The organism is Bradyrhizobium zhengyangense (genome assembly GCF_022012435.1).
GTDB lineage: Bacteria > Pseudomonadota > Alphaproteobacteria > Rhizobiales > Xanthobacteraceae > Bradyrhizobium > Bradyrhizobium zhengyangense.
The window spans coordinates 1-25362 of record NZ_JAKLUA010000024.1 but is presented as its reverse complement, the minus strand read 5'-3'; the positions used below and the strand labels follow the sequence as shown (position 1 = coordinate 25362).

Annotated in this window: 24 protein-coding genes and 10 pseudogenes; 14 read left to right on the top strand and 20 right to left on the bottom strand. The window is 60.0% G+C overall.

The annotated features are described in order from the left end of the window. Positions 1 to 2: 2 nt before the first annotated feature. Together L6637_RS37880 and L6637_RS37875 are read right to left on the bottom strand one after the other, a co-directional pair. Positions 3 to 683 carry an HAD family hydrolase gene (locus L6637_RS37880; protein ID WP_128929780.1) on the bottom strand — a complete coding sequence of 227 codons (681 nt, stop codon included), beginning with the start codon at positions 681 to 683 and terminating at the stop codon, positions 3 to 5. Positions 684 to 692: 9 nt separating this feature from the next. After that, complete coding sequence (locus L6637_RS37875) at positions 693 to 2282, bottom strand: amidophosphoribosyltransferase (protein ID WP_232995614.1); 1590 nt, start codon at positions 2280 to 2282, stop codon at positions 693 to 695. A gap of 835 nt (positions 2283 to 3117) precedes the next feature. On the opposite strand from L6637_RS37875, the pseudogene L6637_RS37870 reads away from it, so the two are divergent. Beyond that, positions 3118 to 4034: pseudogene (locus L6637_RS37870) on the top strand (IS3 family transposase); the annotation flags it as partial. 51 nt (positions 4035 to 4085) lie between these two features. On the opposite strand, the pseudogene L6637_RS37865 reads toward L6637_RS37870, so the two are convergent. The 4 genes and pseudogenes from L6637_RS37865 to L6637_RS37850 all read right to left on the bottom strand — a co-directional run. Further along, a pseudogene (locus L6637_RS37865) lies at positions 4086 to 4567 on the bottom strand (transposase); the annotation flags it as partial. Continuing rightward, positions 4558 to 4887: a hypothetical protein gene (locus L6637_RS37860; protein ID WP_128929781.1), complete on the bottom strand. Its 330-nt coding sequence runs from the start codon at positions 4885 to 4887 to the stop codon at positions 4558 to 4560. The pseudogene L6637_RS37865 and the gene L6637_RS37860, both read right to left, overlap by 10 nt. A 917-nt stretch (positions 4888 to 5804) precedes the next feature. Beyond that, positions 5805 to 6485 carry a hypothetical protein gene (locus tag L6637_RS37855; RefSeq protein ID WP_308421722.1) on the bottom strand — a complete coding sequence of 227 codons (681 nt, stop codon included), beginning with the start codon at positions 6483 to 6485 and terminating at the stop codon, positions 5805 to 5807. Next, positions 6482 to 7039, bottom strand: a complete 558-nt coding sequence (locus tag L6637_RS37850) for a hypothetical protein (protein ID WP_128930177.1) — start codon at positions 7037 to 7039, stop codon at positions 6482 to 6484. The genes L6637_RS37855 and L6637_RS37850 overlap by 4 nt, the downstream gene beginning before the upstream one ends. 246 nt (positions 7040 to 7285) lie before the next feature. On the opposite strand from L6637_RS37850, the gene L6637_RS37845 reads away from it, so the two are divergent. Together L6637_RS37845 and L6637_RS37840 are read left to right on the top strand one after the other, a co-directional pair. Further along, positions 7286 to 7876, top strand: coding sequence for a DUF6088 family protein (locus L6637_RS37845; protein ID WP_232995615.1), 591 nt, complete (start codon positions 7286 to 7288; stop codon positions 7874 to 7876). Between the two features lie 245 nt (positions 7877 to 8121). Then, a pseudogene (locus tag L6637_RS37840) lies at positions 8122 to 9188 on the top strand (hypothetical protein). Between the two features lie 100 nt (positions 9189 to 9288). On the opposite strand, the pseudogene L6637_RS37835 reads toward L6637_RS37840, so the two are convergent. The 5 genes and pseudogenes from L6637_RS37835 to L6637_RS37820 form a co-directional block, all read right to left on the bottom strand. Then, positions 9289 to 9663, bottom strand: a pseudogene (locus tag L6637_RS37835) (IS630 family transposase); the annotation flags it as partial. Continuing rightward, positions 9600 to 9833 carry a reverse transcriptase domain-containing protein gene (locus L6637_RS43050; RefSeq protein WP_276575798.1) on the bottom strand — a complete coding sequence of 78 codons (234 nt, stop codon included), beginning with the start codon at positions 9831 to 9833 and terminating at the stop codon, positions 9600 to 9602. The gene L6637_RS43050 and the pseudogene L6637_RS37835, both read right to left, overlap by 64 nt. A gap of 80 nt (positions 9834 to 9913) precedes the next feature. Continuing rightward, positions 9914 to 10468, bottom strand: coding sequence for a reverse transcriptase domain-containing protein (locus L6637_RS42475; RefSeq protein WP_276575796.1), 555 nt, complete (start codon positions 10466 to 10468; stop codon positions 9914 to 9916). A gap of 526 nt (positions 10469 to 10994) precedes the next feature. Continuing rightward, a pseudogene (locus L6637_RS37825) lies at positions 10995 to 11498 on the bottom strand (helix-turn-helix domain-containing protein); the annotation flags it as partial. Continuing rightward, positions 11495 to 11836 (bottom strand): hypothetical protein, encoded by a 342-nt coding sequence (locus L6637_RS37820; protein WP_128929782.1) that lies wholly within the window; start codon positions 11834 to 11836, stop codon positions 11495 to 11497. The gene L6637_RS37820 and the pseudogene L6637_RS37825, both read right to left, overlap by 4 nt. A 154-nt stretch (positions 11837 to 11990) precedes the next feature. Between L6637_RS37820 and L6637_RS37815 the strand changes: the two are divergent. The 3 genes and pseudogenes from L6637_RS37815 to L6637_RS37805 form a co-directional block, all read left to right on the top strand. After that, positions 11991 to 12280 (top strand): annotated as a pseudogene (locus tag L6637_RS37815) (chorismate-binding protein); the annotation flags it as partial. Beyond that, positions 12277 to 12567, top strand: coding sequence for a type 1 glutamine amidotransferase family protein (locus L6637_RS42870; protein WP_347339917.1), 291 nt, complete (start codon positions 12277 to 12279; stop codon positions 12565 to 12567). The pseudogene L6637_RS37815 and the gene L6637_RS42870, both read left to right, overlap by 4 nt. Beyond that, a complete protein-coding gene (locus L6637_RS37805; RefSeq protein WP_206733205.1) occupies positions 12539 to 12934 on the top strand; it encodes a hypothetical protein in 396 nt (131 codons plus the stop codon). The genes L6637_RS42870 and L6637_RS37805 overlap by 29 nt, the downstream gene beginning before the upstream one ends. A 237-nt stretch (positions 12935 to 13171) precedes the next feature. On the opposite strand, the gene L6637_RS37800 is transcribed toward L6637_RS37805, so the two are convergent. Next, positions 13172 to 13420 (bottom strand): hypothetical protein, encoded by a 249-nt coding sequence (locus tag L6637_RS37800; RefSeq protein WP_206733545.1) that lies wholly within the window; start codon positions 13418 to 13420, stop codon positions 13172 to 13174. Between L6637_RS37800 and L6637_RS37795 the strand changes: the two genes are divergently transcribed. From L6637_RS37795 to L6637_RS37780, 4 genes are all read left to right on the top strand, one after another. Next, positions 13419 to 14186: a hypothetical protein gene (locus tag L6637_RS37795; RefSeq protein WP_206733544.1), complete on the top strand. Its 768-nt coding sequence runs from the start codon at positions 13419 to 13421 to the stop codon at positions 14184 to 14186. The two genes, L6637_RS37800 and L6637_RS37795, sit on opposite strands and share 2 nt — an antisense overlap. 8 nt (positions 14187 to 14194) lie before the next feature. Further along, complete coding sequence (locus tag L6637_RS37790; RefSeq protein ID WP_206733201.1) at positions 14195 to 14575, top strand: hypothetical protein; 381 nt, start codon at positions 14195 to 14197, stop codon at positions 14573 to 14575. A gap of 393 nt (positions 14576 to 14968) precedes the next feature. Next, entirely contained in the window at positions 14969 to 15331 is a 363-nt protein-coding gene (locus L6637_RS37785) for an ATP-binding cassette domain-containing protein (protein ID WP_206733200.1), read from the top strand. A 14-nt stretch (positions 15332 to 15345) separates the two neighbouring features. Next, a complete protein-coding gene (locus tag L6637_RS37780) occupies positions 15346 to 16437 on the top strand; it encodes a hypothetical protein (protein WP_206733199.1) in 1092 nt (363 codons plus the stop codon). 352 nt (positions 16438 to 16789) lie between these two features. On the opposite strand, the gene L6637_RS37775 is transcribed toward L6637_RS37780, so the two are convergent. Both L6637_RS37775 and L6637_RS37770 read right to left on the bottom strand, forming a co-directional pair. Beyond that, the gene (locus tag L6637_RS37775) at positions 16790 to 17521 is read right to left on the bottom strand and encodes an ATP-binding protein (protein WP_128929783.1); all 732 of its coding nucleotides are present in this window, start codon (positions 17519 to 17521) and stop codon (positions 16790 to 16792) included. Further along, positions 17481 to 18329 carry a coiled-coil domain-containing protein gene (locus L6637_RS37770; RefSeq protein ID WP_128958633.1) on the bottom strand — a complete coding sequence of 283 codons (849 nt, stop codon included), beginning with the start codon at positions 18327 to 18329 and terminating at the stop codon, positions 17481 to 17483. Before L6637_RS37770 ends, L6637_RS37775 begins: the two co-directional genes overlap by 41 nt. A gap of 104 nt (positions 18330 to 18433) precedes the next feature. Here L6637_RS37770 and L6637_RS37765 point away from each other — a divergent pair, with 104 nt between their 5' ends. After that, positions 18434 to 18904, top strand: coding sequence for a hypothetical protein (locus L6637_RS37765; RefSeq protein WP_128958632.1), 471 nt, complete (start codon positions 18434 to 18436; stop codon positions 18902 to 18904). A gap of 589 nt (positions 18905 to 19493) precedes the next feature. On the opposite strand, the gene L6637_RS37760 is transcribed toward L6637_RS37765, so the two are convergent. From L6637_RS37760 to L6637_RS37750, 3 genes are read right to left on the bottom strand one after another with little or no spacing between them, the layout of a single operon-like run. Next, positions 19494 to 20270 carry an ATP-binding protein gene (locus L6637_RS37760; protein WP_128929785.1) on the bottom strand — a complete coding sequence of 259 codons (777 nt, stop codon included), beginning with the start codon at positions 20268 to 20270 and terminating at the stop codon, positions 19494 to 19496. Further along, on the bottom strand, positions 20251 to 20856 hold the full coding sequence (locus L6637_RS37755; protein WP_167506286.1) for a hypothetical protein: 606 nt from the start codon (positions 20854 to 20856) through the stop codon (positions 20251 to 20253). Before L6637_RS37755 ends, L6637_RS37760 begins: the two co-directional genes overlap by 20 nt. Further along, complete coding sequence (locus L6637_RS37750) at positions 20853 to 21380, bottom strand: metallophosphoesterase family protein (RefSeq protein ID WP_167506287.1); 528 nt, start codon at positions 21378 to 21380, stop codon at positions 20853 to 20855. Before L6637_RS37750 ends, L6637_RS37755 begins: the two co-directional genes overlap by 4 nt. Before the next feature lie 24 nt (positions 21381 to 21404). Here L6637_RS37750 and L6637_RS37745 point away from each other — a divergent pair, with 24 nt between their 5' ends. Both L6637_RS37745 and L6637_RS37740 read left to right on the top strand, forming a co-directional pair. After that, complete coding sequence (locus L6637_RS37745) at positions 21405 to 21932, top strand: type IV toxin-antitoxin system AbiEi family antitoxin domain-containing protein (protein WP_232995616.1); 528 nt, start codon at positions 21405 to 21407, stop codon at positions 21930 to 21932. Continuing rightward, a pseudogene (locus L6637_RS37740) lies at positions 21922 to 22794 on the top strand (nucleotidyl transferase AbiEii/AbiGii toxin family protein). The gene L6637_RS37745 and the pseudogene L6637_RS37740 overlap by 11 nt, the downstream one beginning before the upstream one ends. Before the next feature lie 273 nt (positions 22795 to 23067). Here the strand turns inward: L6637_RS37740 and L6637_RS37735 are convergent. Then, positions 23068 to 24202, bottom strand: a pseudogene (locus L6637_RS37735) (IS3 family transposase). A 137-nt stretch (positions 24203 to 24339) separates the two neighbouring features. Further along, on the bottom strand, positions 24340 to 24696 hold the full coding sequence (locus L6637_RS37730) for a hypothetical protein (RefSeq protein ID WP_128955101.1): 357 nt from the start codon (positions 24694 to 24696) through the stop codon (positions 24340 to 24342). Between L6637_RS37730 and L6637_RS37725 the strand changes: the two are divergent. After that, a pseudogene (locus L6637_RS37725) lies at positions 24668 to 25044 on the top strand (response regulator transcription factor). The gene L6637_RS37730 and the pseudogene L6637_RS37725 sit on opposite strands and share 29 nt — an antisense overlap. Positions 25045 to 25167: 123 nt before the next feature. On the opposite strand, the pseudogene L6637_RS37720 reads toward L6637_RS37725, so the two are convergent. Continuing rightward, positions 25168 to 25362, bottom strand: a pseudogene (locus L6637_RS37720) (UPF0149 family protein); the annotation flags it as partial.

The window sequence follows — 25362 nt, the reverse complement described above, 5'->3', positions numbered from 1 at the left end:
ATTTATGCATTCCGAAAAAACCCGTGCCTTTGTAAGATTGGTAACAGCTCATGATGGTTGTTAATCGTGTAGTCAGGACGCGCCGCGCGCAAGCGCGACTCCGAAACAAATCCACCGGTAATGGATATGCTTACGAGTCCGAGATTGCGCGCGATATCCGTTTCGACCGGCATATCGCCGATGATGAAGGTTGACGCCGGCTTCAGGTTGTTTTTCTGCATGTATAGACGAAGCCGCTCTCCCTTGCTCATCGATTTATATTGGGTAGTGCGGTTTTCAAAGGCGAGCACATCGTTGATGTAGTCGTCGATCCCAAGTCTTCTCAATTGGGAGCGCAGAGGATCGACTATATGGTTGCTCACGATGATGGACGAAGCTGCTTCTTGGTGCGCTAACTCCAACACCCTGCGCGCGCCCTCGCGCAGATCGGCTTTACCCGCAAGAGGTTCGTACGTGTCGTGAAAGATTGCACTGCCATCGCGATCCACCGTCGCAACCTCGTCTTGCGACATTCCGAGACTGCGATAAAGAAGAGATAGCGGAACATCGCAATGTTCCCGGAAGGTGCTCATGTCGATTGTTGCATGACCAAAGCGATCTAGTATGGCATTTGTCGTTTGGAGCAGTGCGTACGTATCATCGAGCAGCGTTCCATTCCAATCAAAGACGAGAACCGGTTTCATGATTTGACCTCAAGCAAGGATCGATTCCGAATAGGGAAGATCGGCCGCTAATTCGCGCAAGTTCCTATTCGCGCGCTTCTGCCCCGCAGGGGTTGGCATCTCGAATGTAAACGGTGACAAATCGACGCCGTCTTGCCTGCAGGGCAACAACGATACTAGAAGTGGAAACGGCAGATACGTTATCGTGGCCGCGTTGATGGATGCCGCGATATTGCTTTCGATGATTTTGAGATCTTGCGGCTCCATCTTGTGAAAGCGAAGGATTTGCGTGCGCTGTTCAGGCGGCAATTGTTTCCATATCTGCCAGAATGCCAACTCATCTAGTGTGTCGATACCCATGCCGTAGTAGTTAGGAGCCACTATGGGCGGCGAACCGATCGCCCAATGTACGGCTTTGGCCCCAGCGGCAAGCAGCATATTCGTGACAGCCTGACTGGTATCGCCACGAATGAGGGCCTCGTCGACAATTATTATCGCGGCTTCAGCAAGGCTCGTTTCCGATACGCGGTACTTTTGAGCAATGAGACATTTTCGCTCGCTGGGTGTACCGATTAGAGTTCGCTGAAAAAATTGCGTTGAGACTACTTCCCGACGCTGGGCGAACACGCCGTATTCGACGAGAGATGCAAACAGACCATCAGCGTACGGCCCGCCAGTATGCGGCATGGAGGAAACGATTGTGAGTGTGGAGCCTAGTTCTCCTTGCAGTCGCTGCGCAACAAGGCCACCAAGGGCGGCTCCGATGTTGTAACGGGTTTCGAAATGTGATTGGCCTTCGACCGATGTGTTCGGATTTCCTAAGTAAAGAGCTTCGTAGGCGCAGAGTTTGGCTTTGTATTGCCCGTTGCTCACGGAACGATCAACGCAGTACCCCATTTTCCCGTCTACATACCTGATGTGCCCTGGTAAGATTTGCTGTGTCTTACCCTCCAGATCGGCAAAGGCACAATTTTCCGAAGCAACCAGCAAGAACCCGTCATCTGTTTGCATAGTTTCCAATGGACGCAAACCACATCGATTACGGTATGCAACCAGATTTCCTTCTCCGTCCAGGAGAATCGCGCTAATAGCGCCATCAATTCGGTCATCAATGTCGCGAAAGATGTTTTCGTAATTGACGGGCAGACCGTGCCGCCAATAGTCTCTTTCACAAGAGCCTTCAATCCACTTGAGCAAGAGCTCAGCATCTGTGTTGCTGCCCAACCTATAGCCCTGGGCAAGCAATTCTCCCCTGAGTTCACGGCCATTGACCAAGGCTCCATCTAGAGAAATTGCCAAACTGCGGCTGGTGCCCGCATTGTTGTGAATTGGCTGAAGGTCCCCGCCATCGCTGATTCCGCGGCATCGGCTACGGATATGGGCGATTGCAACATGGGGCCTAAAATTCGGATCCTGTTCATCGTGCTCAATGCGCACTGAGTCGCATGAGGACTGAAGCGCTCTCGCATATCGAACACCTTCCTTGTGCATGAAAGCTGCAATGCCGACCCCCGCCTGACCGCGAAATGCAAGTTTCGGAACCATGTGCTTGAGCCGATCATAAACCGTCGCCCGTGACTTGCTTGAAGAGCATAGAAACGCAGCAGCAACACCGGACATGCTATTAGCTCCTCGTGCTAAAGAACCGATCTCCTAGGTCCATCGCAGGCGAAGGTATTTAATCGCCAGGGGGCGTAGACGTGGTTCCGCCTCTCTTTAAGCAAGCGCCATACCAGCCCTTAGATCACTCGGCTCGCGCCCCCAGAGCCGACGGAATTCGAAAAGAGTTGGCCATTTGGTTTGCCAGCGATGATTTCGCGTCGTCCGACTCCCGACACGTTGTCTGAAGCGCGACGCGTTGGTACGAAAAGAGCCAAGCTCTGACTGTTGGTTCTCGGTGTCCTATGGTCCCACGGACCCGCTCGAGCTTGCCTGCGACGCAGTCCCCTCACATGCGCGAGCATGACGATTTCGAGCCGCACCAGGCCTTCTGATCCGGCGACCGAGTCGTAATCGAGCACCTGCTTCAGGCCTACCGCCTTTTCAAACACCGCAGGATCGGAATCAGAGGCTCCAGACAGATGGCGAGCAGGTCTTGGACGCGGTCGCCGACATCTTCAGTTTCCGACTGGGATGCGAGTGAAGAGCCGCATTGAAGCCGACGCTGACGATCTCCTCTCGATGATCAACGTCCTTCGCCGCGCCGAACGGTTGTGCGCGAGCGCGACGACAACGAGCAGGCTTAGAAGCGCTCGCAACGGGGCAACACGGTAGCGACGTTAAGATCGCTCAATTTCGAGCGCTTCATGACCGAAGGCAGGGCGCCAACACTTAACCCTTTCGGTGAAACCATCGTGCGTGTCGGTTCAACGACATGATCTGAGGCCGGCAAGCTGGACCACTTTGGCTAGAGTTTTCGCTGCCGAATCCCCTCGGCTGGGAGGAGCGAAGGACGATGAAGGCCTCGAAGTTCTCGGACGCCCGGAAGGCGTTCATCCTGAAGCAGGGCAACGATGGCGTCCCGGCTGCGAAGATCTTCCGCAAGGTCGGGATCAGCCAAGCGACCTACTTCAACTGGAAGAAGAAGTGTGACGGACTGCTGCCGACGGAGATGCCGCGCTTGAAGCAGCTCGAGGCCCAGAACGGCAAGCTGAAGAAACTGGTCGCGGGCCTGTCGCTCGACAAGGAGATGCCGCAGGACGTGATCCGCCGAAGGCTATGAGGCCTTGCCGGAAGCGCAAGCTGGTTGACGAAGTCCGCAACGAATGGCAGGTCTCGATCCGCAGGGCCTGTGCGGCGTTTTAGTTTGACAGGTCGACCCACCACTACAAGTCCCGTCGCTCCGGCCAAGCTGCCCTCGAGCAGAAGATCAAGGAGACCTGTCATGCCCGCATTCGCTACGGTTATCGCCGCGTTCACGTGCTGCTGCGTCGTGAAGGATGGGCGCCGTGCCAGAACAAGACCCGGCGCGTCTATCGCGAGTTGGGCCTGCAATTGCGCAACAAAAAGGCCCAAGCGCCGCGTCAAAGTCAAGCTGCGCGATGATCGCAAGCCGGCGACGCGATCCACGAGACCTGGGCGATGGACTTCGTCCATGACCAGTTGGCAACAGGACACAAGCTTAGCGTGCTGACAATCGTCGATATCTTCTCACGGTTCTCACCGGCGCTGGCGCCACGGTTCACCTTCCGCGGCGCCGACGTCGTGGCGGTGCTGGAAAGGGCCTGCAAAGAAGCGGGCTTCCCGGCCACGATCCGCGTCGATCAAGGCAGCGAGTTCGTGTCGCGCGATCTTGACCTGTGGGCCTACCAGCGCGGCGTCATGCTGGACTTCTCGCAGCCCGGCAAGCCGACCGACACGGATGTTGTAGACAAGCCCTATGTTGCAGAAGCCTTGCTGTGTCGGGATCGCGGCTTTGGCCGCCAATCTCGTATACTCCTTCTCGGCGCATTCCACGCCTGCTCGTTCCTCAGCCCTCTTCGCGGGGATGTTGTATCATAGGCCGATCCACGCTTGGCATGGCTGGTGGGTAGTCCAGCGCGCAGTTCGATGCTCCGGAACTTGTGCGCCAGCAGGGCCGGCCTCGTCCAGATTTAGTCAGTGCTCTTGGTCAGCATATGCCAGATGATCATCGCCAGCTTCCGCGCCGTCGCGACTGCCGCGATGTGCTTGCCGCGTCGTGCAGCGACACGTTGAAGGAATGCACGCAGCGGTCCCGCCGAACGGGCTACAGCCCATGCTGCTTCGACGAGCATTCCGCGAGCTTGGCCGCAGCCCTGCTTGGTGATCCTGCCATGGTAGGGGCCCTCGCCAGACTGCCTGACGCTCGGGTTCAGCCCCAGGTAGCTCACCAGCCTGGTCGGATCGGCAAAGCGCCGAATGTCGCCGACGGCACCTATCGAACCGCGGCGCTCGCAATGCGCGCGGCATCCAACACTTGGCGGCCGATTTCGGTCACTGATGAGCTCATCTGCTCAGTGGCGCAGGCAACCGACTCTAGGTTAGCCGAAGCCTTCTCGGAAGCGACAAAGACTACGGTATTGCCGGCCAACTCGGCACTGGCGATCGCAACCGGCGTACGAAGACCCACCATCTCATTGACGGTGGTTGAGACTCCGCTAACTGCGAAAACCGCATATCCGAATGAGAGCGCTATGATCGCACATTCCGCTGCAAAACCCGCAATCAGCTGACCACGAACGCGAAGCATCAACTTGGCAAACATCCAGAACACTCCACGGTCTTCAATTGCCCGCGGGCACCGTAAGAGAAGAAATTTAGAATCTCGTTAGCCAAAAACTCGTCCATGCCAGGTCAATTCCACACAAAATCTGTCACGTCTCAACGCCACGAAATTTGTCTCGATCGAGAGGGGCAAAATTTGCGACAATTTTGCGCTTGCAGACCATGTAGATTCTGCGAGGAGGCTCGCTCCGTGAGACCTTGGACAACCCGCCTCTTCCGAGTCGTGTGATCTGAAGTACGCTGCGGTCGTCTCTCTCCGGCGTTCTCCGGAACGCGACCATGGATGAAAGCGCTCTGCTGGCGATGATCCAGCTCGGCCCAGAACCCGTCAGTCGCCACGAGCACTGGCGTGTCGTCCAGCGCAATTGAACAGAAAGCTGGCTCGACGAATTCTCGCGAGCGGAAGCTTCGCGTGAGGCGATGACGACCGCTATCGTTCGCAAGGTCGCCGATCGTCATCTGCGACACCGAGTTGGCAAGCGTGTGCGGCTGGGTTAGCCAGGACATCGGACCCGCCGGCGCCTGACGGCCAACCAGGCAATCGCCTGCGTGCAGAACGAGAGCTGTTTGAGCAGCGCCGACATGCATCAGAAGGTAACTCGCCGAATCCCTCCGAAACTGTTTCGACAGTTTAGCATGCGTCGCGCGAAGTTGAGCTGTGAGAACCCCCGCGGTGATGTTTTCGTCGGTCGACACGTACCAATCGACCATCCGACGCGCAATCTCGTGGGCAAAGGCTCCGCTCTCTGCTCCAGAGGTCGAACCGTCGAGCACTATGGCGAGGGCCGACGTCTGGCGTATGCCGATCCCGGCGCAATCCCGGTTGTCGGTCGTCCTCGTTCCCTGCTGGCTGTGCCATTGGATTGCAAACGCCATATCAGCCGTTGCCCAACTGGCTCAATGCAACGAATCGGTCGCGAACAATGTCAGCACGCCCCACCGGGCCGCGAATATTTCCTTCGAGGAAATGATCGAAGTCGCGATCTGCGAGCAGCGCTCCGAATTGCTCGGCAATGTATGAGCTAATGTCTGCATCGGAGGCGGCAACTTCGTCAAGCAGTTCCTCCCGCCCGTCGACGAGCAGGAGAATGTCCTCGGCGTCGCGGCTGCCGATAAGGTCCCACTACCTCTTCCGCGATAAGCCTCCAGCTTCGTTGCGATGAACAAGGGCGGCGTGAGGCGACGAATCGTAATGGCATCATCCAGGGGCGTCTCAACAGCTGTTTCGATGCCCTTTGCGTACCAACGATTGCTGAAACCGAGGATCTTCTCGTCGTCGGGCATGAAATCGACCTTGAGTTCATTAAGCTTCATCCGACAGATGACATTGTCCTCGGGTGTCTCGGAAAAACCCTGCGTTCGCAACTGATCCACCAGCTTTGCCCACTCCGGGAAGCCGACGAGATCCACGATCAGGTCGACATCATCTGTCGATCTGACTCCTTCGAGGGTGACCGGATCCGTTATGTAGAGAGCGGTTGTGCAGCCTCCGACGAAGACCAATCGCGCACGCAGCTCATCGCCGAGTGCGCCGGCGACTGTCTTCAGCATTTCCTTGAGATGCCCCTGGATGGTCACCCTAGTCTCTCCTTGAGCAAGTTGGCCGCGAGACTCGCTTCGCGCTGATTGCCGAGCCGTATTGCGTCGACGAGAGCCAGATAGGCATAGAGGCGATCATCCCTCTCGGCGGCTTTCGGCACAGTCTTGAACAGCGGCGCGACGGACTGCCCCATCTCGCGGCCGCGCGCATAAGGCCAAACATGAATCAGGCTACCCGCGCTGTAGAGTAAGTCCTTCAGGACCGGGGCGGCGAATGCCGTTGGCATGCCGCGCTGCATGGGACCCGGGCTTGCCGGAAAAACGAACTTCAGGCCGTATGTGATGAAGTCGCGCAGGTTCCTGCGATTGGGATCGGGACGGCTCGTCATCGGGCGCTTAATTGCCATACCCGATGCAAGGCTGCGCTTGATCGAGGCGGCGACTTCGGTTTTGCTGATTCCGAGGGACGTCTCGAGTCCCCGCACCGAGTATGGGTCTTCGCCATCTTGGCCAAAGGGGCCTACCCCGCCGGCGTGCTCATGATCCTGCAAGCACACGAGCTTCAGCAGGACGACAATATCCTGACTTTTCATGGGTTCCGCGCGCATGTCCTCTGTCCTAGGACTGAGGACAGTATGCGTGCAGACGGGTGTCCGTCAACTGGTCCGAGGTCTTAGGTCCTTTGACCGCTCAAAACGGGCGAGTTCCAGTCAAAGATTCCATCGCAGCTGAGTTGCTTCCGACCGAAATTTACATCATATTTCGGACACGCTCAAGGAGCCGACCCCGGACCTCCGATCGCGGCTCATTGCCCGCATCGACGCGGCACCCACAGAGGTATGGACAATTTCGCCGACTTCGGAAGCCGTGCGACCGTCGACAAGGCGTTGCAGCGCCTGGTCGTGGCTGGCGAACTACGCCGCTTCGATCGTGGCCTCTACGACCGGCCGCGAAAGAGCAATTTCACGGGCAAGCTGGGAATCCCCGACTATCGCGCCGTCATCAAGGCCGTGGCGCGCCGCGACCAAGCCCGCGTCGTGGTTGACGGGATGACTACCGCGAATGATCTCGGCTTCACCAGGGCCGTCCCATCGCGCATCGAGGTCCTGATCGACGCCCGCCTGAAGCCGATCATCCTTGGAAAGCAGGTCATCCATTTCAAGTCGGCAGCGCCCAGCCGTCTCTATTGGGCCGGACGTCCAGGCATGCGCGTCGTGCAGGCGCTCTATTGGATGCAGGACATGATGACAAGTAGGTATGATCGACAGCCAATAGTGAACCTCCTGAACAGACTGTTTGCAAATCCGCAGCATGGAAGGGTGATTCGCGACGATCTTCGCGCAGGTCTGTCAGCTATGCCGATCTGGATGCAGGATTTCCTTAGGCCCTTGCTCGAGCGTGACGACGCCATACCGGAGGATGGCTCGTGAGCAGCGCAGCTTGCAAGGAGGTCATCCGGCGAGAAGTTCGATCTTTTCTTAACGACAGCGAACCGGCCTCGTGCGCCGATCGACGCGCTCGCGCGTGACTATGCGAACATGACGCCAATGATCTTGCGGCGGGGCTTCGGTTCGAGCACATCCTGGCGTCAATGGAAGAGATCGAGCGCGCGGCGAAACAGGCTCCGATGATGGGATCAAGTCATGGATGAGCCTCCGGAGAATGTTCCGCACGACTGCCCGATCCCGCCACGATCGAGGCGGTCCTCGCCCGTCTTCCGATCGGAGCTAACGAAACGGCGCTGGCGGCCGCGCTGACAGAGACGTTTGCTGGATTCCCATTTTCGACGGCGGCCATCGATGACCAGTATTGGCGCGACAGACGCTCGGTGATCGCCGCTGACGGGACACGGATCGCAGAATACCGGTCGTGGATGGAAGCCGAGCTTGCCAAGAACAACGGCGACATCGGCGCGCTCTGGACGCGATTGCGCCAGAGCGATCTTCAGACTTCTGAATGGCGCGGTAAGACGGTCTACGCCTTCGCGCCGACTGGATCGGGCGCGGCGGACTATGTGCAAATCCGTCTCGGCCGGGAAGTCGAATCGCGTGCGGGGCCGATCGTCAATCGACGTACCGCCCTTGGGGCAAGGACGAATTACTCGATCCGTCATGGATCACGCACGAAGAGATGTCCGACAACAAGGTCATCGCGGGTCCGCTCTATCGGATGCTTGGGCGCGCGGGCAGCAGCGTCATCTACGTTCGGAGTTACCTTACGCGGTGCGCCCGACTCGAGCGCGAGAGGCGCGAGGCGCAGCGGCCGGAGATGGAACGTCGTGCGGTGCGTGAAGTGACACGGGAGGGCACAACCGAGACGCCGTTTCTTGAACTGGTGCCGGACTGGTTCGAGTTCGTACCGCGGGAGAACCGTTTCTTCCAGGACTGGGACGAATCGAGCGCCTCGGCTGAACGCGTCTACGCGCACTGGGCCCTCGATATTTGCGACTACGACCACAAAGGCACGCGCGAGGTTGGATTTGTGCCGCGTCCCCTTCATCTGCCGGACGAGAGGCTTGGCGTGGGAGGTGCGTCCGTCCATTTCTTGATGGACCGCGTGGAAGCGATCGACCGTGAAGTCGGCGTTCCATTCGGCTGGTTTTTTCTGATTACGCATGGCAATCGCGTCGAGCCGGAGGTTGGTCAAACCATCGCCAAGGGCCTCCGCGATCAGCGTGTCATCTTGCCCAATCGGGATGCTCGAGTGCTTCTGCGCTGGGCCGAACGGCCGTATGGATTCTAAGAGGACGACGGCTGCGGGAAGCTGGCTTTGCTCGACTTGTCGGGACGGATGTCCGTTGCAGGTCCTGCGATGATATCGACCGCGTCCTCGTTAGAGCGTTTCACATTTTGATTGAAGCATAACCTGAGTTTGCGAAGTAGTTGGCGCATTCGCGGGGCTGGACCTCCTGGACGAGGTGACCGATATGGCGCCAGGTGTCCTCGAGGGTGCGCTTCTGGGCTTGCCGCATCCAGTGTTTGATCTTGGAAAATGCCTGCTCGATCGGGTTGAGGTCGGGCGAGTATGGCGGCAGGTACCAGAGCCTGGCGCCAGCCGCCTTGATCATCTGTCTGACAGCGTTCGACTTGTGGCTTCCGAGATTGTCGAGAATGACGATATCGCCCTCGCGCAAGGTCGGCAGGAGCAGGTGCTTCACGTAAGCGCGGAAGCATTCGCCATTGATCGGGCCGTCGAAGACGAAGGGTGCCGTGAGTTGTCCTTGCAGTAAACGATCTGCGTCTTCGTCGGATGCATCTGAAGTCCGCACACTTCCAGCCTCGCTTGAAGCTCCGCCTTAATGGCTTCTGCTTCTTGCTCGGTCCGGCAGTGCACCAGTCCGTCATCGGCATACCGACACCAAGGAAGGTCGGGATGTGTCCGCGCCATCCAGAGATCAAACGTATAATGCAGGAACAGATTGGCCAGTATTGGGCTGATCACGCCCCTTGAGGGTTCCGCGGATCCGCTCAACGAGCTTCCCGTCCTTTTCCCTTGATGCCGTCAGCCATCTTTCGATGTAGAGCAGCGCCCATTTGCATTTCACGTGTCTCCGGACCGCCTTCAGCAAGAAGATCATGCGGGAGATTGTCAAACAGTCCTTTGATGTCGAACTCCAGGACCCAATCATATTTCCAGCACCGCTGACGCGTGACGCCCACGGCGTCCAGAGCCGATTTTCCTGGCCTGTGACCGTAAGAGTCCGGCAGGAAGATGGATTCCAGTTCCGGCTCAATCATCCGTTTGACCACCATCCGATCGCTGATAGTGGGCACACCTAAAGTCCTTTCGCCGCAGGTCTTCTTTGGAATGGAGACGGCGAGCACCGGAGGTGGAAAGTACACCCCCGACGACATCCGATTCCAGATCTTGTAGAGATTCCCTGCAAGGTCTTTCTCGAACATCTCGAAGGTCTGTCCGTCCACTCCAGCCGCTCCGCGATTGGATTTGACCGCCTTGTACGCTTCGTACACTCGCCGCTTCTCAATCGAGAACGGCTTGTTTATCGCACTGTTCGAAGTCATCCTGTTTCCAGTTGGTCCAAGAGTACGACTACCTGACCCGATCCCTTTGCTCCGTCCCCATTACAGGGCCCTCAACGCTCCTACGGATCGGTCCGCCCCAGTCTCTTGCATCGGTACTCCCGCCTCGCGGTTGGCACCGCTTGCGCTTCTCCCTTGGCATCAAGAGCCTGGTTCCTGCAGTTCCACGCGAAAGCCTGTGTCCGACTCACGCCCCCTCTACGCCGGTCGCCGCCCGCCCAGTCGTCAGGCATCTGGCGGACGTGTCCCAGGTTGACGAGACGGTCCTGGTTTTGACGACACTTGAATTAATAACGACGCGTCTCAGGAGGGTTCACTTTCGTTCGTCTTTCGGACACTCACCTGCTCGGTATATTCCGAACTTCTGATCCGACGCTCACCACCACAGCTCTTTACCGCAGCAGCTCGGATTGGTTTGAGACCCGCCCCTGAAAGCTGATCTCGGGGGCCCGCCCCCATCTTTCTCGCAGCTTCACCATCGGTCTTAGTTCATTTGAACTCCTTCCGCTGTCTGCAGCACACTCTCATCGATGAAGACGAGCCGGCCCGGATCGAGCCCGGCCTGCCAAGATCGCCAACGCAGGCGCCTACGAGAGACGTCGGCGCGAGCCTGTTCGAGGGCGAACAGTGTTCTTTTGAACCGCAGCCCCTCCCGGCGCAGGAACAGCCAGACTGCGTTGTGTGAGACCTTGACCCCACGGGCTGCCAGCTCTGCCTTCAGACCATGCAGCGTCAGGTGCGGCGTCTCGGTGATCCGCTCGACGATGAAGGCCCGGTGCGGATCAAGCACAGGCTTGCGGTGACCACCCATCTTGCCGGGGGCTACCGAGCCGGTCGCTCGATAACGCTGAGACCACTTCACGACTGACGAGACCGCAACGCCAAACCGTTCCGCCACAGATCGGCAGCTCTCACCCTTGGCAACAGCGGATACCGCGCGCTTACGCAAATCGTTGGAAATTGGTCGGACCATCAGATGCTGGCCTCCAGCCCAGCCAGCATCTTGAATCATATTCGCCCCAGATCCGGGATCCCTTCCGATTCAATAAATCTGTGAACCGCTCTAGGTCGGAGTTCGACCCGTACGGAGCCTCCGTTTCCAACATCCTCCAATGCGGCTTTCCAGACCCGCCGTATTGCCCGGCCGAGTGTGGCGGGATCAACTGGACAGTCTGTGACGAGCGGAACCATGACATTGCCGGTCACGCCGGCCGCTTCGTAGGCTTTGATGATCGCGAGGGTGGCGCGAGAGGCGGCGACCACTGACATCGCTTCGACGAGATCGAGGGGGACGATGCCGTTGGTTTTCGGTGTCCGGACGATGGGGATTGTGGCTGTTTCGATCGTCAAGTTCGCGTCCGCGCTCGATTGGTCTGCATCCTAGTATCGGTTGGCCATAGTGGTGCAACAAATCTTTGCGTGTCAACCCCCGGTAGTGATACCGCCCTGCGCAGTAGGGCCGCGTGATGCTGATCGATCGCGCAATGATGTATTGTCGTGTGGATGCGCCGTCGGCGGCTCCATCACCGGGGCACCGAAGGTGCGCTCGATGGAAATTATTGCGGAAATCGAGCGCGTGGCGCGAGAGGTATATTGCGGGGCGATCGGCTTCAACGGGCACATGGACACGAACATTGCGATCCGCACTGTCACGATCGACGACGACCTGGCCGTATTTCATGCCGGCGGTGGAATAACGGTGCTGTCGGACCCAGAGGCCGAATCGAGGAGACGCTCGCCAAGGCTCAGCGGATCTTTGATGCATTTCGTGCTGAAGCAGCTGGTGCACTTTGATTGCCATCATTGACAACTACGATTCCTTCGCCTTCAACATTGCCCGCTATTTCCGCGAGCTTGATCAAGCAACGGAGGTCGTCCGAAACGACTTGGCGAGCATCAGCGATCTTGTTGGCCTCAAGCCGCGCGCGGTCAGCCTTGTACTCAAGTTGCCGGTCCTGAATTTGGATCCGCAAGGAACATCGCCGCTGCCGGACCTTCAATTCGCTGGACTGATAAGCGTTCACAGGGTAAGTGCCGGCAAAGGGGGCAAACGTGAACGAAGACTCACCGGCACCGCGTGACATTCATCTGCTTACTACCGACACACTGCTCGCCGATTTGATCGGCGGGCGAGCCGTCGCTGTCGCCGCGGGCGACCATCTTTCGATAGACTCAGACGATGCCCGCGCGGTGTTGGATTGGTATCGCCGCAATCGGGGCAAGTGGGCCGGTAATCTTTCCGCAGGCGACGTCGAGGCAATCATCAACGTCATTGGGACGGAGCCGCCGACGCTGGAGACCGCGGCTGATGATGGTCAAGCTCGCACTGTCAAAGTGTTGCGGCTGGTAAAGGTCGTCGCACACCGGTTTGCTGGGCTGCACGTTTACGGTCGTTCCACCGCGCCTCCCGACACGTTCGTCTTCGAATCTGGCAAGACTGTCACCTAGGGCGCCGATGGTTCGGGCAAGACGTCCATCGCCAACGCCATCGTCTGGTGTTTGACCGGTCACCTCATCCGCTCCCAGCGCCCACCCGAGGAGGGACCGACCGAGTTCGTTTGCGAGGCCGCGCGCAACGACGACACGGTAACGACGCACCCGATGTCGGCAATCACGCCTATGCCACACAAAGCTAGCGATCTGCCTGCGGACGGCGAGGCGATTCCAGCCGACAGTTGGGTCGAGCTAACCTTCGTCGACGCCCACGGTGACCCGCTGCCACCCCTCCGCCACCAGGAGGGCCGCACCCCGCGCGGCAAGATCACCGAGACACCGCCCGATCTCGACGCAATCGGCATCGACCCAATTGCCTCGCGCATTGCGACGACCATGCCCGCGCTGCTGCCGTTTCTGGCGGTCGGCTCTACGTCGCAACTCGGCGAGGCAGTCGCCCGCCTGACCGGCCTCGCTGACCTCGTCGATCTCGCCAAGCATGCCGGTAAAGCGTCCGAGCGGATTGCCAAGCGCACGACCAAGGAACTCGAAGCCCAACGCATCAGTCGTAGAACGCTACCAGCAGGCTGCCGACGACCTCGCCGGCGCCGTCGCGGAATTTCCCGCCATCGCATTCGAAGGAGATGCACCTGCGGTCGATGCTGAGGATTCCAAAGGCGGAATCCAGAAGATCAATGAGCATTTCGCGGCCCTGAAGGCGACGGCACTGGCCAAGGCGCGCGAAGTATTGGGCGAACAATTCAACCCCGAGGACAAGAAGGCCCGCGACGACCTCGAGGCGAGCATTCGGCCAGCCATCGAACAGCTATCGAAGCATCTCAGCGAGTTGCCCTCCATCGCGCGGCTCTCGGCCCTGTCGGCGAGCGCCGACGAGATCGCGGTGGTCGCCAGACTGTTGGCGCAGATCGATGCCGAGGCGGCGACGCTGGCCGCGCTTGCTGCGAGCCCCGACCGCGCGCGGCGGGCGCAGCTGTACGCTAGGCTTTCCGCCTGGATGCACGAGCATGGCCATGCCGATGACGGCATGTGCCCGGTTTGCGTCGGCCCGCTCCACGGGGAATGCGATCCGGTTACTGGTAATACGGTCAGCGACCACCTAGCGGAAGCCACGCGAGACCGCGAGGTTATCGCGCGCACCGTCGCCGAATGTCGTCGCACTGGTGCAGTCGCCTCCTCCAAGATCTTCCGCCTACCCTCGCGAAGGAAACCCGCGGCGACTTGCCAGGGTCACCCATCGACTTATTGAGAGCTGGATTGATTGACGAACTGTTCGGGACGGAATCGTTCCGCGGTGCGCTATCGGCGCTTCGCGCCGATGCTTCGGCGCTCGTGGATGAGCGCCTCGCGACTTTGCCTGCCTTCGAAGAACCGGACACTCGTGTGCTGCCTGCCGTATTGGTGACTGGAACGACGGCGTTGCAGCGGATAGTCGACCGCACTGTGCGTGCGTTGGCGTTCGCCGAATGGCGCGGAGCCAACGCCGCAGCACTGAAGAGTTTCCTCCAGCCGTTCGGCGCGGCCAGGACGGTGCCGCCGACGCGAGCCGGGCGATCGGCCGCCGATTGTCATCGCTGCTCGCGATCGTTGAGGGCGTCGCGCCGCTTAATACCGCGATCGAATATGTTCGCCGGATAGAAGCCGCCCGCGTGGAACATGCATCGAAGCAGGCGCGTATGGACGCCTGCTGCAGGGCCGTATCCGCGCTTGATCTGCTTGTGCCACTCGCCGAGCTCGCCCAGTCTCAGGTTGAGGCGCTACGGGCGAAGCTGCACAACCGGTCGGAGCACTGGCGGCGCGCGATCTACCGCAACGCGACCGGCTTTGCTCCCGACCTTACCGGAACTGGTATGGACGCACGGGGCGTACTTGAGCTCAAGGTCGGCCGCGAGGGCGTGACCGCACCTGCCCAGCATGTCTCCAACGCTTCTGCGCTGCGCGGCGCGCTGCTCGGCTTCTTTCTCGCCTTCCGCGAGCACGTCCTCACAACCCGCGGCGGTCTGTCATTGCTGGTGCTCGACGACCCGCAGAATGCTCGACAACGACAATCGCGAGCGCCTCGCGCGAGGTTTGGCTGGGCTCGCCGAGGCGGGCGCTCAGCTTCTAGTGACCACCCACGATCGCAAGTTCGCCCGCTCGCTCGTTGCCGAGAATCGTGCCGCCGACCGCGTTGAGCATCTATCTGTCCACCCGGTGAACGCGGTGCGGCCGACTCTCATCGTCTCGCCAGCGATCGAGGAGATCGATCGCGGGCGCCACGCGTTTCATATGAACTCCGATTCCGCTTCTGACGCACAGAACTATGCGGCCTGCGCGTCTTCCTCGAATCGCGGCTCGGTGATCTATTCGATGATGTTGCTCATCCCGCGTATGCCACATCGACGAAGCCGCTGACGCTCATCCCTCTGATGGACAAGCTGCGCGGGCTCGTCTCGATCGGGACAGGCGAACTGTTTGCCAATCCGGTCGTCAAGCGGTTCGCGGAGGATACCGCCCTCGCCGAAGGGGCGGAGCCGCGGCGTGTCCTCAACACGTCGCACCACGACAAGGCGTCGATCAGCTACATGGACGTAAAGGCTGTCGAAGCCGACTTCGCGCGGCTGCGGACCAGCATCGAAAAGGTCCACGAACAATTTCGCTTGTACCGGTGGCGCGAGCCACTCGCGCCTTCCGAGAGCAGAACGGACGTCGCGCCCTTGCGGCCGATCATCCGCCCCACCTTTTCCGTTCCGCTCTGCCCAGAAATCGCCGCGTTCGTCGGCGAATTGCCCGTGGGCGGGACGCAAGATGTTGCTGTCGAACGGCTTAGTGGCGAATGGTTCGAGGGCAAAGCGCTCTTCTACGTCCGCGGCGACACGTTGGGCTTTGCTATCCCCGGCGGCGCGGTCGCGATCGTCGAGGTTGAACCTTATCCTGGCCGCGACCAACATCTTGTGATTGCTCAGTATCGCAATCGAGTGCTGGCACGACGGCTGGTGACGTCACGTGGCGCAATCGGTGTCTCGCTAGCTGCGCAGATGCCCGACCCGCGGACCTCGCGCCCGACACTGACGTTCGACGAGAGCAAGCTGCGCGTGCACCGCATTGTCGGCGCAATCTTCACCGATATGCCGCCGCCGCCTGGAAGTGGCGAGGCAACGCCTGTCGATATGGTGCCGGAGCTTGCGCACGTCGTCGTCGCTTACCGCGTCAGAGAGGACAGCGCCGTTCCACTCGCGCTTCCCGGTCAGATCATTTTGGGCGGCGCCGAGCTAACAATTGGCTATCTCGATCGATGGGAGAACACACTTGTCGCAGTAACGCTCGATGATGGTACGAGCATTCTCAAGCGGGTCGGTGCCCGTCTGCCCGGTAAGTTGGCTCACCTCCGCCAATTCGAGACGATCGGCGGCCTCGGTTCGTCGATTGTCCTCGCGACCGAGGCGACCGATATCTTCGGCGTGATACCGACCTTGGTCACTGCGCGAGGAGTCGTTGGCGTGCTGTATGATTGCGCGTGATCAGGCGACGGAGTCGTTCGGATCGTTCGCAGGTACACCGAACGCCCGTTTTCTAACAGAGAGTGCAGATAGTCGCCTCACTGCTATCGGCCAGTCTTTGCAGTTCCCGAAATTGAAGTCGCCCGCAATCTCATCCAATTTCAACCTCGCCCATCGAGATCCTAAAGAAGATCAACGCCGCTGCGGTGCTTTGTCGGCGATGCGATTACCATCGGCAAGGCCCCTGCATAGCCGATGGCGGCTTGAGGAATAGCCTCGGCAGCGCGCTCCGCGTGCTGGCTCACCGGCCGGGCTCGTGAACGAGCCCACCCGCCGTCCGGCTTCGATCCCTCGCGCTGATGCCGTCTACCCGTCAGGCCACGTTCTTTATCGGAACCCCGCGGGGTTCGAGAACCGCGGTCGCCACATGCCCGTCGAAAGCTGTGCGGGCAACGCCGACCAGATGCTGATGATGAGTGAAGAAGAGCACTTGCGTCTTTTCCGCCAGCTGTTGCAGGACTTTGAAACCAGCCGCAGCCCGCGCATCGTCATAATTGATGAAAAGATCATCGGCGATAAATGGCGCTGGCGCGGAATGCGTAAGATACTCTTCTACGGCAGCGATGCGTAAGGCCATCAACAACTGATCGGCCGCGCCTTCGCTCAGTCCTGATACTGGGACGGCGCCTCCATCCCCGCGCAGACCCGCTAGGTGCGGAACATCCTTCTCATCGTATGCGAGCGTAAGCCGTTCGAAGGAACCGGCGGTCAGGATCGAGAACAATTCCCCGGCTCGCTTGAGCAGCGGCGCCTGCTTTTCACGCCGGAACCGCTCGATCGCCCATCTGAGGATCACCGACGCCGAACGAACGCGCGCATATTGCGCGGCAGCGTCGCCGCCGACGGCCTCGAATACGCGCTCGGTATCTTTACTGTGCTGGATATTGGTCAGTTGCCGCTCCCGGACCTCTTCGAGCGATTTCTTCAAAGTCTGTTCCCGCGCCGCAGCCTGGTCGGGATCGTTGCTGTGGCACTCCTCGGCGAGAACCACTAGGCCAAGACCGTCACCATCGGCTTCGAGCGTCGCGCAACCGCGCCCGTTCATCCTTGAGCGCGCGTTGTTGGTCAGACCGCTGAATAGCTTCGCGCAACGCGTCGATCGTTCCAGCGCCGGCCGCCCGTTGGAGCCCTGTCATAATGACCCGCGCGTCATTTCTCGACCTGTCGCAGTCGTCCAGCTTCTTCTGAAGATTTTCAACCGCTTCACTCTTCTCGTTAAGTGAGTCACGCGCCTGCTTCGACGCATTCAATCGTGCATGAAGCTTGAGGGCGGCCTCGTCTGCGTCCTCACCCGCCAGCTGCACCGACACCGATGCAACGAGCCTTTCGACCTCCGTTGCAAACGCCTTGATGTCGCGCTCGATCTTTCCGATTCGCTCGTGCTGCAAGTCCGCAATCTTAACTGACGTCTCGCGCATCTGGTCGATCGCGTCGATTTGCTCCTGAATGGTCTCAATGGGACCTTCAGCCGAAAGACTGAGCGCCGCCAAGGCGTCCTTCCACTGCGCATTCCAGGCGGCGCGTTCTTTCTCGGCGCCCTCGACCACACCGCGCTTGCGCTCGACGTCGGCCTTGAGCTTCCGCTCATCGAGCGCAAGCTCGGTCCGCTTTTGCGCATTCGCCTCTTCCGTGCGGATGCGCACTTCCGCCGTCGCCAAAATGCCGTTCAGGGGCAGGCTGCCTGCCGAGGCCGCAATCGCCGTATCCTGCAGCAAGCCCACTAGCTGTCGCTTGGCTTCTGCGATTTCGTGTTGCAGCGACGTTGCCGAGCGAGCTGCGCCGTCGCGCTTGGCGATCTGATCCAGCAGATCGGCCCTCGCGTCGAGCCAGTCGAGCATCTCGTCAGGGGGCAACGGGCCATCCGTGACACCGTTCCACATGCCGGCCCAGGCATGGCCAAGGCGCTCCGCTCTGCAGCTAACGAGGCAAGTTCTTGCTTGTTGGAGTCGAGAGCGTCTTGCTGGTCGGCGATCTGCCGAGCCAGCACCATGGCCGCAGCCGTCGACTCTGCGTTCTGAAACCGCTGATCCGCCGCCGCATCGGCATGGCCGACAGCCGTTTCATAGGCGTGGAGCAGCGCGTCGCCATCTGCGAAGGCGCGCTCTTCCGATTCCGGCACTGCGATATTGTCGACATGCCGACGCCTGATGATAGGCCATCCTGCGTCCCGGCGTTCCCGCAGCTTCGTCAAATCCTCGGCCGACACGATCTTTTCATCGGATACCAACCGCGCGTAGGACTTTCGATTGTTCTCGACAGCCCGAGTCGGATCGCGGATAGCCGCTTGCTGGCTTTGAGTACGGCCTTCAAGATCGCGCACCGCGTCGCGATGTGCCTTCACTGCGGCTTCGACCAGGATTTTCATGGCGCGCAAACTCGTCTCGTCAACGACCGCGGGATTCATCATCGCCATTTGCTGCCGACATAGTTCATCCGCGTCCCGATACTCTCGCTGGGTAGCCAGGAGAGGAGCGTCAAGATCGCCCAAGGCGGAAGTGGATTTGACCACGCCCGCCAAGCCCGACAGATCCTGGGGGGTCCCGATCGCCTCAATGCGAGCCTGGAGATTGGCCAGCTTTTCGCCCGCGTCTTCAAGGGTCTTCTGGGCATTCTCGACGGCCGCAAAGCGGCCGCCGCGAGAGGTCAGCAAGCCTTGCACGGCCGAAGCTTTGGCACGCGGCGGGATTCTATCAACCAGCTCGGCGGTCTCACCCGTCCAAGCCAGTTCGGACGCGGCCCACTTGAGAGCGTCTTCCGCCGCTGCGAGCTCCGCCCGCCGCTTTGGCAATCAGCTCTTCCCGAAGCGAGCTGGATTCTGAGCTTGGACAGGCGTTCGATCTCCGCCTCATGGAGCAGAACGTTATCGTCTATCGCGATCGCGGCGCGCTCAGCGCTGAACGTTGCTATCTGTTTCTGAAAGGCTGTGATGCGCGCCTCCGCGGCGGCGTTATCGGCCGACGCCTTGTCGAATTGCTTCGCGGCATCAGCGGGCAGATCGGCAACGACGCCGAGGGCCGTTATCTCGTATTCGATTTCGCCGAGACGCCGTACGTTGCGATAAACGCGCCGGACGCGCACGATTTTGGCGAGCTCGGCGACTTGCTCTTCGATCTCTTTCTCGATCTGGACACAGCGTCGCGCGCCTCTTCATAGGCGGATTTCAGCTCCTGCCATTTGGTCGCGGTGACCGTGTGTTGGCGCAACGTCGCTTCGGCCTCTTTGAGACGTTCCTCCGCCTGGTAATATTTCCGGTGCCCCGCCCTGCGGCTGCCCCACAGCCCGTCCGCTTCTTCCTGCATCGCCGCCAGTCGATCGCGAAGACCGGAGACGCCCGCCCCCGCGGCGAACAAGGTCGCGCCGACATCGTCCTTGGCCTGGATGATGTCCCGGCCGCCATCGCGCAGGCGCTCATGGGCGAGACAGAACATCCGGCAGAAGAATGCGCGATCTATCCCGCCGACCAACGGTCCAAGCAGCCCGTCGCCCGCAGGAAGAGGCAGCTCGTCAAGGCCGAGCAGCGTGTCCTTGTTGCCCTTGCGCCGCCGGATCGATAGCTCCGTTCCCTCACGTTCCAACGTCGCGCCGATGCGCAACGCCGCGTTCTCATGAAGAACGTTTCTTGCAGACTGACCCGGAATCCCGAACAGCAGCTCTTCAATCGCCGACATCGTCGTCGACTTGCCGGCCTCGTTCTCGCCATACACGATATGAAAATCGGGCCCTTCAGACGGAATATGAAGCGAGGCTTCGGTGAAGTGTCCGTACCGGATCAGGTCAAGGGAACGGACACGCATGGATCACCGCCTCTCTCGCAGCCAAGCGCGCGCTCAGATATGCGCCTGCCTGCTCAATCACCGCGCCAAAGTCTTTGTTGATCGCCGCCTCCAGAAGCGGATCGTCGATATCCAGCGCGGCATCATGCGGAAGCCTGCGGACGAGATCGCCCAGATCGCTCGCGATCTCCGCCTGCAAGTCAGCGTCGTCCGCAGCATGAGCCAGCAGGACAGGGAGATCGTTGATCGCGCTCCCATCCGACAGAATGCAGACCGCCGATGCCGATCTGGTCACATTGATAACGCGTTCGATCCAGGCGACCTCTTCACCGAGCGCGAGGGCTGCGGCGCGCGCTTCCGCCAGCAATTGCAGCCCGGAGGCCAGCAACTCGCCATGGAGAGCGGTCGCGCCGCTCAGCTGGATGCGGCAGGCCAGCAACCGGCCCTCTGCGTTTCTGGTGGCCTCGCCGATGATGCTCTTGATTTGATCGATGACGTCCCCAAATCGTGCGCGTTCGCCAACCGGCACGTCGAGATATATCCATCGCACGACGTCGGTATGCAATGGCTCAATGCCTTGCAGCGCGCCGTCCCTCACCGTGATCAACTGCGCCGACTTTGCGCCGGCTTCGCGGATATGGCGGCCTTGCAGGTTGCCGCAGAGACGTGCGGCTGCTCGTGCAGCACGCCGCCCTGATGCACGTGTGCAAGAGCCCAGTAGTCGTAGCCCTTGTTTACCAGTTCATCGAGCGTACCCGGTGCGTAATTCTCATGGGGGCCTTTCGGTCCTCCACGGGCGGTGTGTAGAACACCGATGTTGAAATACCCCTTCACGGGCGGTGGATAAGCCGCCGCCGCGTTATCCGTCGTCGCCTGCATACGGAAGCTCTGACTGTGGATCGCAACGCGAGGATCGTCGAGTTTGAAGGTCTGGGATTTGCGATAGCTGAACACCTGCACGTTGTCCTGGAGTGGCAACCGTTTAGTGATCTGACTTTCAACGTCGTGATTGCCGTGAAGAACGAAAGCCGGGATGTTCGCCGCGCGCAGGCGCCCCATCTGCCGGACGAAAAGGAGCCCGGTCTGAAAATCGCGCCAGTCGCCATCATAGAGATCGCCGGCGATGATCATGAAAGCAACCTGTCCGTTGATCGCTTGGGTGACAAGGTCCTCGAAGGCTGCTCGGGTCGCCGTTCGGATTCTTTCAGCCGCGGGACCTTCCTGACCGCTCAGACATCCGACGCACCGTTTGGATCTCAGCCGGTCGGCGTCGAGGATGCCGCATTCAGCCTGTCGGACAACGATAACAGCGAACTTGCGCTCAGCCCCTGGAGATGGCCGATCAGGATGTCTTCGCCTGAGAGAGCGATTCTCGAAATGCTGGATGAGCTCCCTGCGGATGAAAGCTTCCAAAAGGTCGATACGCTGTTCGAGGGCTTGGTGAGCCTGCGACCAAAACTGCTGAACCAACTGCTCGAGGAGTGCCGCAGCATCAAAGTCAAGCGCTTGTTTTTCATTTATGCGGACAAGCATGTACATCCGTGGCGAAAGCACATCGACACCGCCCATATAGAATTGGGCCGCGGTGACCGCAGCCTTGTGCAAGGCGGGCGGCTTCACCCGACCTGTCGCATGACAGTTCCGGCCGAGCTCGTGCCACAGGAAACGGTCGATGGCGCGTGAACGATACATGCGCCAGGTGGAGCTGCTGGTCCGGACATTGCCCTACATCGCGAGTCAGGACAGCTTCGCTCTGAAAGGCGGCACCGCGATCAATCTCGTTTATCGCGACATGCCACGACTGTAGGTCGATATTGACCTCGTCTACTTGCCGATCGGCGACCGCGACGCAACCCTCGCAGGGATCGACGCCGCTCTTGATCGCATTCGCGAGGATATTCAGCGTGATCTCCGCGGCGTCAGCGTTCAGCGCATCGCCGGCAGCGACAATAACGACACGCGGCTCCTCGTCCGGCAGGCTGGCGCCGAAATCAAAGTCGAGACGTCACCTGTCGCATGCGGCAAGGTTCACGCTCCCGAGCTTCGCGTCGTCAGCGATCCGGCCGCCGAAGCCTTCGGATTTGCGGAGATGCAAGTGGTGGCATTCGAGGATCTCTTCGGCGGCAAGCTCAATGCTGCTGTCGACCGACAGCATCCGCGCGACCTCTTCGAGGTGAAGTTTCTGTATGACAATGAAGAACTGACCGACGCGCTCTACCGCACGTTCCTCGTCTACGTCGCAAGTTCGGGGCGTCCTCCGCATGAACTCGTCCGTCCGTCATTGTCAGAACTTGATGACATCTTTGCCAAGGAGTTCGAGGGAGTGACGGTGCCGCCCGTCGGCCTCAACGAGCTCAAGGCAGCGCGGTCGCGGTTATTGTCCGATATGCTTGCACGGCTCGACGACGCGGCGATGCGCTTTCTGCTAACGCTCCATGACGGCGAGCCGGACTTCGAGGCCTATCGGCTTACCGCAGGCCGCGCAATTACCGGCGGTTCGGCGGAAGCTGCTCAATATCGCAAAATTGAAAACGCAAAATCCTGAAAAACATGCGCAGTTGCGTTCGGAGATCGAAAAGCTGCGGTCATAGCCCCTATAGCGGGTGTCTCTTCGTGCCTCGGCGAGATGCATTTCGACCAAGGCGTGACCAAGCCATATAAATGCGCGACCCACCCTGAGACGAACTAGTGGTCGCCGCCGACAAACTTGGGTACACCAAAGAAGGCGTCCCATTCGAATGACCTTGGCCGCGTAACTGACCTGGTCCCGGTTGTCTGAACAGCAACTGCGCGTCGATAAGTGGAGCCTCTGCCGGGTTTAGGCTGCCGTGCGAAGCGGCAGCGAGGTGAAGTAGGCTTGATCCGGTGTGCCGCCGTCAAGGCTCGAATGTGGACGGCGGCAATTGTAGAAGTCCAAATAACGGCCGATCGAGGCGCGAGCTTCGCTGACGCTGTCGTAGGCCCGCAGATACACCTCCTCGTATTTGACGCTGCGCCACAGCCGCTCGACGAACACGTTGTCCCGCCAGGCGCCGCGGCCTCCATGCTGATGGCGATGTCATTGTCAGCGAGCACTCCGGTGAACGCCGCGCCGGTGAACTGCGAGCCCTGGTCGGTGTTGAAGATCTCCGGCTTGCCGTGACGGGCCATGGCATCTTCCAGTGGCGCGACGCAGAATGCGGCCTCCATGGTGATCGACAGCCGCCACGACAGCGCCCGGCGGGTCGCCCAGTCCAGCACCACGGCCAGATAAACGACGCCTCGTGCCATCGGGATGTAGGTGATGTCCATCGCCCAAACCTGGTTCGGACGCGTGATCTCCATACCGCGCAGCAGCTATGGATAGATCTTGTGCCCGGGCTCGGGTTGGGTGGTGCGCGGACGGCGGTACAGCGCCTTTATCCCCATCCGCCGCATCAGCGGTTTGAAATGCCGGCGGCCGATCTTGCACCCCTCTGCAGCCAGTAGGCGTCGCAACATACGCGAACCGGCGAATGGAAACTCCAGGTGCAGCCGGTCGAGCCGCTGCATCAGCGCGAGGTCTTTGGGCGACACCGGACGCGGCAGGTAATCGACGCTGCCGCGGCTGATGCTCAGGGCTTCCGCCTGCTTGCTGATCGGCAGATCGTGTTCACGGTCGATCATCGCTTTGCGCTCAGCAATCCCGCCTTGGTGAGCGCTCCTTCTAAAAACTCGTTCTCCAGCGTCAACTCGCCGATCTTGGTGTGCAGCGACTTCACGTCGATGGTGGGTTCGGCGATCCGACTCCCGCCGTCCGGACCGAACACATCGGCAGCGCCGCCTTCGAGCTGCGCCTTCCACGATGTGATCTGATTGGGGTGAACGTCGAACTGCTCCGCCAGTTGTGCCAGCGTGCCGTCACCCTTGAGGGCGGCAAGCGCCACCTTCGCCGTGAAAGCCGCAGTGTCGTTCCGCCGTGCTCGTCTGCTCATCGTCGCTCCTGATTCGCGGGTCAATCTTGCCCGCCGTCAGGCAGAAACTCCACTTATCGCGCTGTTCAGATTTGCGGGACCAGCTCAAACCTCGCAAACTCATGCTGATATCGGATTGATCACTCAAATCGTCAGTGTCATCGAGGGTCGCCGACCTCTGCCCAGAGGAGGCGCTCCTGCTCGGCCTTCAGCTCTTCGAGAGATACCGGGATCGGATGGAGGTCGAGATTGTACATCGGCAATGGCCAATGCCGATACAGTACATTGACATGATCCTGGGTTACGGATTCGTCCGGCAAACTTTCGGAAATCAGCCGGTCCAGAAGTTGCTCGGTTAGACGTTCCGCGTCTTGCAGCGTCTCCTTCTCCCGACACTCAAGCTGCTCCCAAACCTCTGATGTGGCTCGTAGCCCCTCTACTGTGAACATTCCGCAGGCGGAGCAGCCCGGATCACGAGCAATCAGTTTGTCAAAGCCTTCTATCATTTCGGTCATCGACAATGATCCATCCGTTCGCAGTGCAACGAGCAATCTTCTGGCATCGTACGGATACGCGGTCCTTGCCTTTGCCTCCGCCGAGGAGTTCCTGCGCGCTGCGGCATTGGCCGAGACGACCTGCGTGATTACCGACGTCCAAATGTCCATGATGAGCGGAATTGACCTGCTGATGCATATGCGAAGCCCCGGTCATCGTATGCCGTTCATCTTCATCACGGCGATGGGGTGCGCGCACGAGCGATCAAGGCTGGCGGGATCTGCTTTCTTGCCAAACCGTTTTCCACGGCTGCGTTGATCAAGTGTTTGACCATTGTACTGCCGGGGTCAGGCGACACACACGCGTGAGGACCTTGGCCCCCTCCCCACGGCCTTCAGTCCCAAAGCGGGGATGCATTGCGAGATTCCCGTAGGTTGCGCTGCCGCGGTTATTTTGAAGGTAACCGGCATGAGCTCCCACGTCCGCAGTGATCAGTGAGCGCGGGCGTAGCGGATCGGCATCCAGTATTGCCGCAAGGCTTCGACCGCCGTGGGAATATCGGCGTGGGCGTTACGCAGAAGTTTCTTGGTCTCGCGGCCGCTTCGTGGCGGTCCAAGCAGCGGTCGGCCCTGATCGTCGCGACAGTGCAGCAGGATAGGTAGAAGTAGGCCGTGATTGACGTTGCC

Coding starts and splice junctions, on each gene's coding strand:
- L6637_RS37775 (WP_128929783.1), bottom strand. CDS start 17,521: ATGAACGGGCGCGGTTGCGCGACGCTCGAAGCCGATGGTGACGGTCTT.
- L6637_RS37860 (WP_128929781.1), bottom strand. CDS start 4,887: ATGTTTGCCAAGTTGATGCTTCGCGTTCGTGGTCAGCTGATTGCGGGT.
- L6637_RS37795 (WP_206733544.1), top strand. CDS start 13,419: ATGCCGGTAAAGCGTCCGAGCGGATTGCCAAGCGCACGACCAAGGAAC.
- L6637_RS42475 (WP_276575796.1), bottom strand. CDS start 10,468: ATGACTTCGAACAGTGCGATAAACAAGCCGTTCTCGATTGAGAAGCGG.
- L6637_RS37850 (WP_128930177.1), bottom strand. CDS start 7,039: ATGAAAAGTCAGGATATTGTCGTCCTGCTGAAGCTCGTGTGCTTGCAG.
- L6637_RS37785 (WP_206733200.1), top strand. CDS start 14,969: ATGCTCGACAACGACAATCGCGAGCGCCTCGCGCGAGGTTTGGCTGGG.
- L6637_RS37845 (WP_232995615.1), top strand. CDS start 7,286: ATGGACAATTTCGCCGACTTCGGAAGCCGTGCGACCGTCGACAAGGCG.
- L6637_RS37800 (WP_206733545.1), bottom strand. CDS start 13,420: ATGCTTGGCGAGATCGACGAGGTCAGCGAGGCCGGTCAGGCGGGCGAC.
- L6637_RS37780 (WP_206733199.1), top strand. CDS start 15,346: ATGGACAAGCTGCGCGGGCTCGTCTCGATCGGGACAGGCGAACTGTTT.
- L6637_RS37750 (WP_167506287.1), bottom strand. CDS start 21,380: ATGATCATCGCCGGCGATCTCTATGATGGCGACTGGCGCGATTTTCAG.
- L6637_RS37875 (WP_232995614.1), bottom strand. CDS start 2,282: ATGTCCGGTGTTGCTGCTGCGTTTCTATGCTCTTCAAGCAAGTCACGG.
- L6637_RS43050 (WP_276575798.1), bottom strand. CDS start 9,833: ATGGCGCGGACACATCCCGACCTTCCTTGGTGTCGGTATGCCGATGAC.
- L6637_RS37760 (WP_128929785.1), bottom strand. CDS start 20,270: ATGCGTGTCCGTTCCCTTGACCTGATCCGGTACGGACACTTCACCGAA.
- L6637_RS37730 (WP_128955101.1), bottom strand. CDS start 24,696: ATGACCGAAATGATAGAAGGCTTTGACAAACTGATTGCTCGTGATCCG.
- L6637_RS37880 (WP_128929780.1), bottom strand. CDS start 683: ATGAAACCGGTTCTCGTCTTTGATTGGAATGGAACGCTGCTCGATGAT.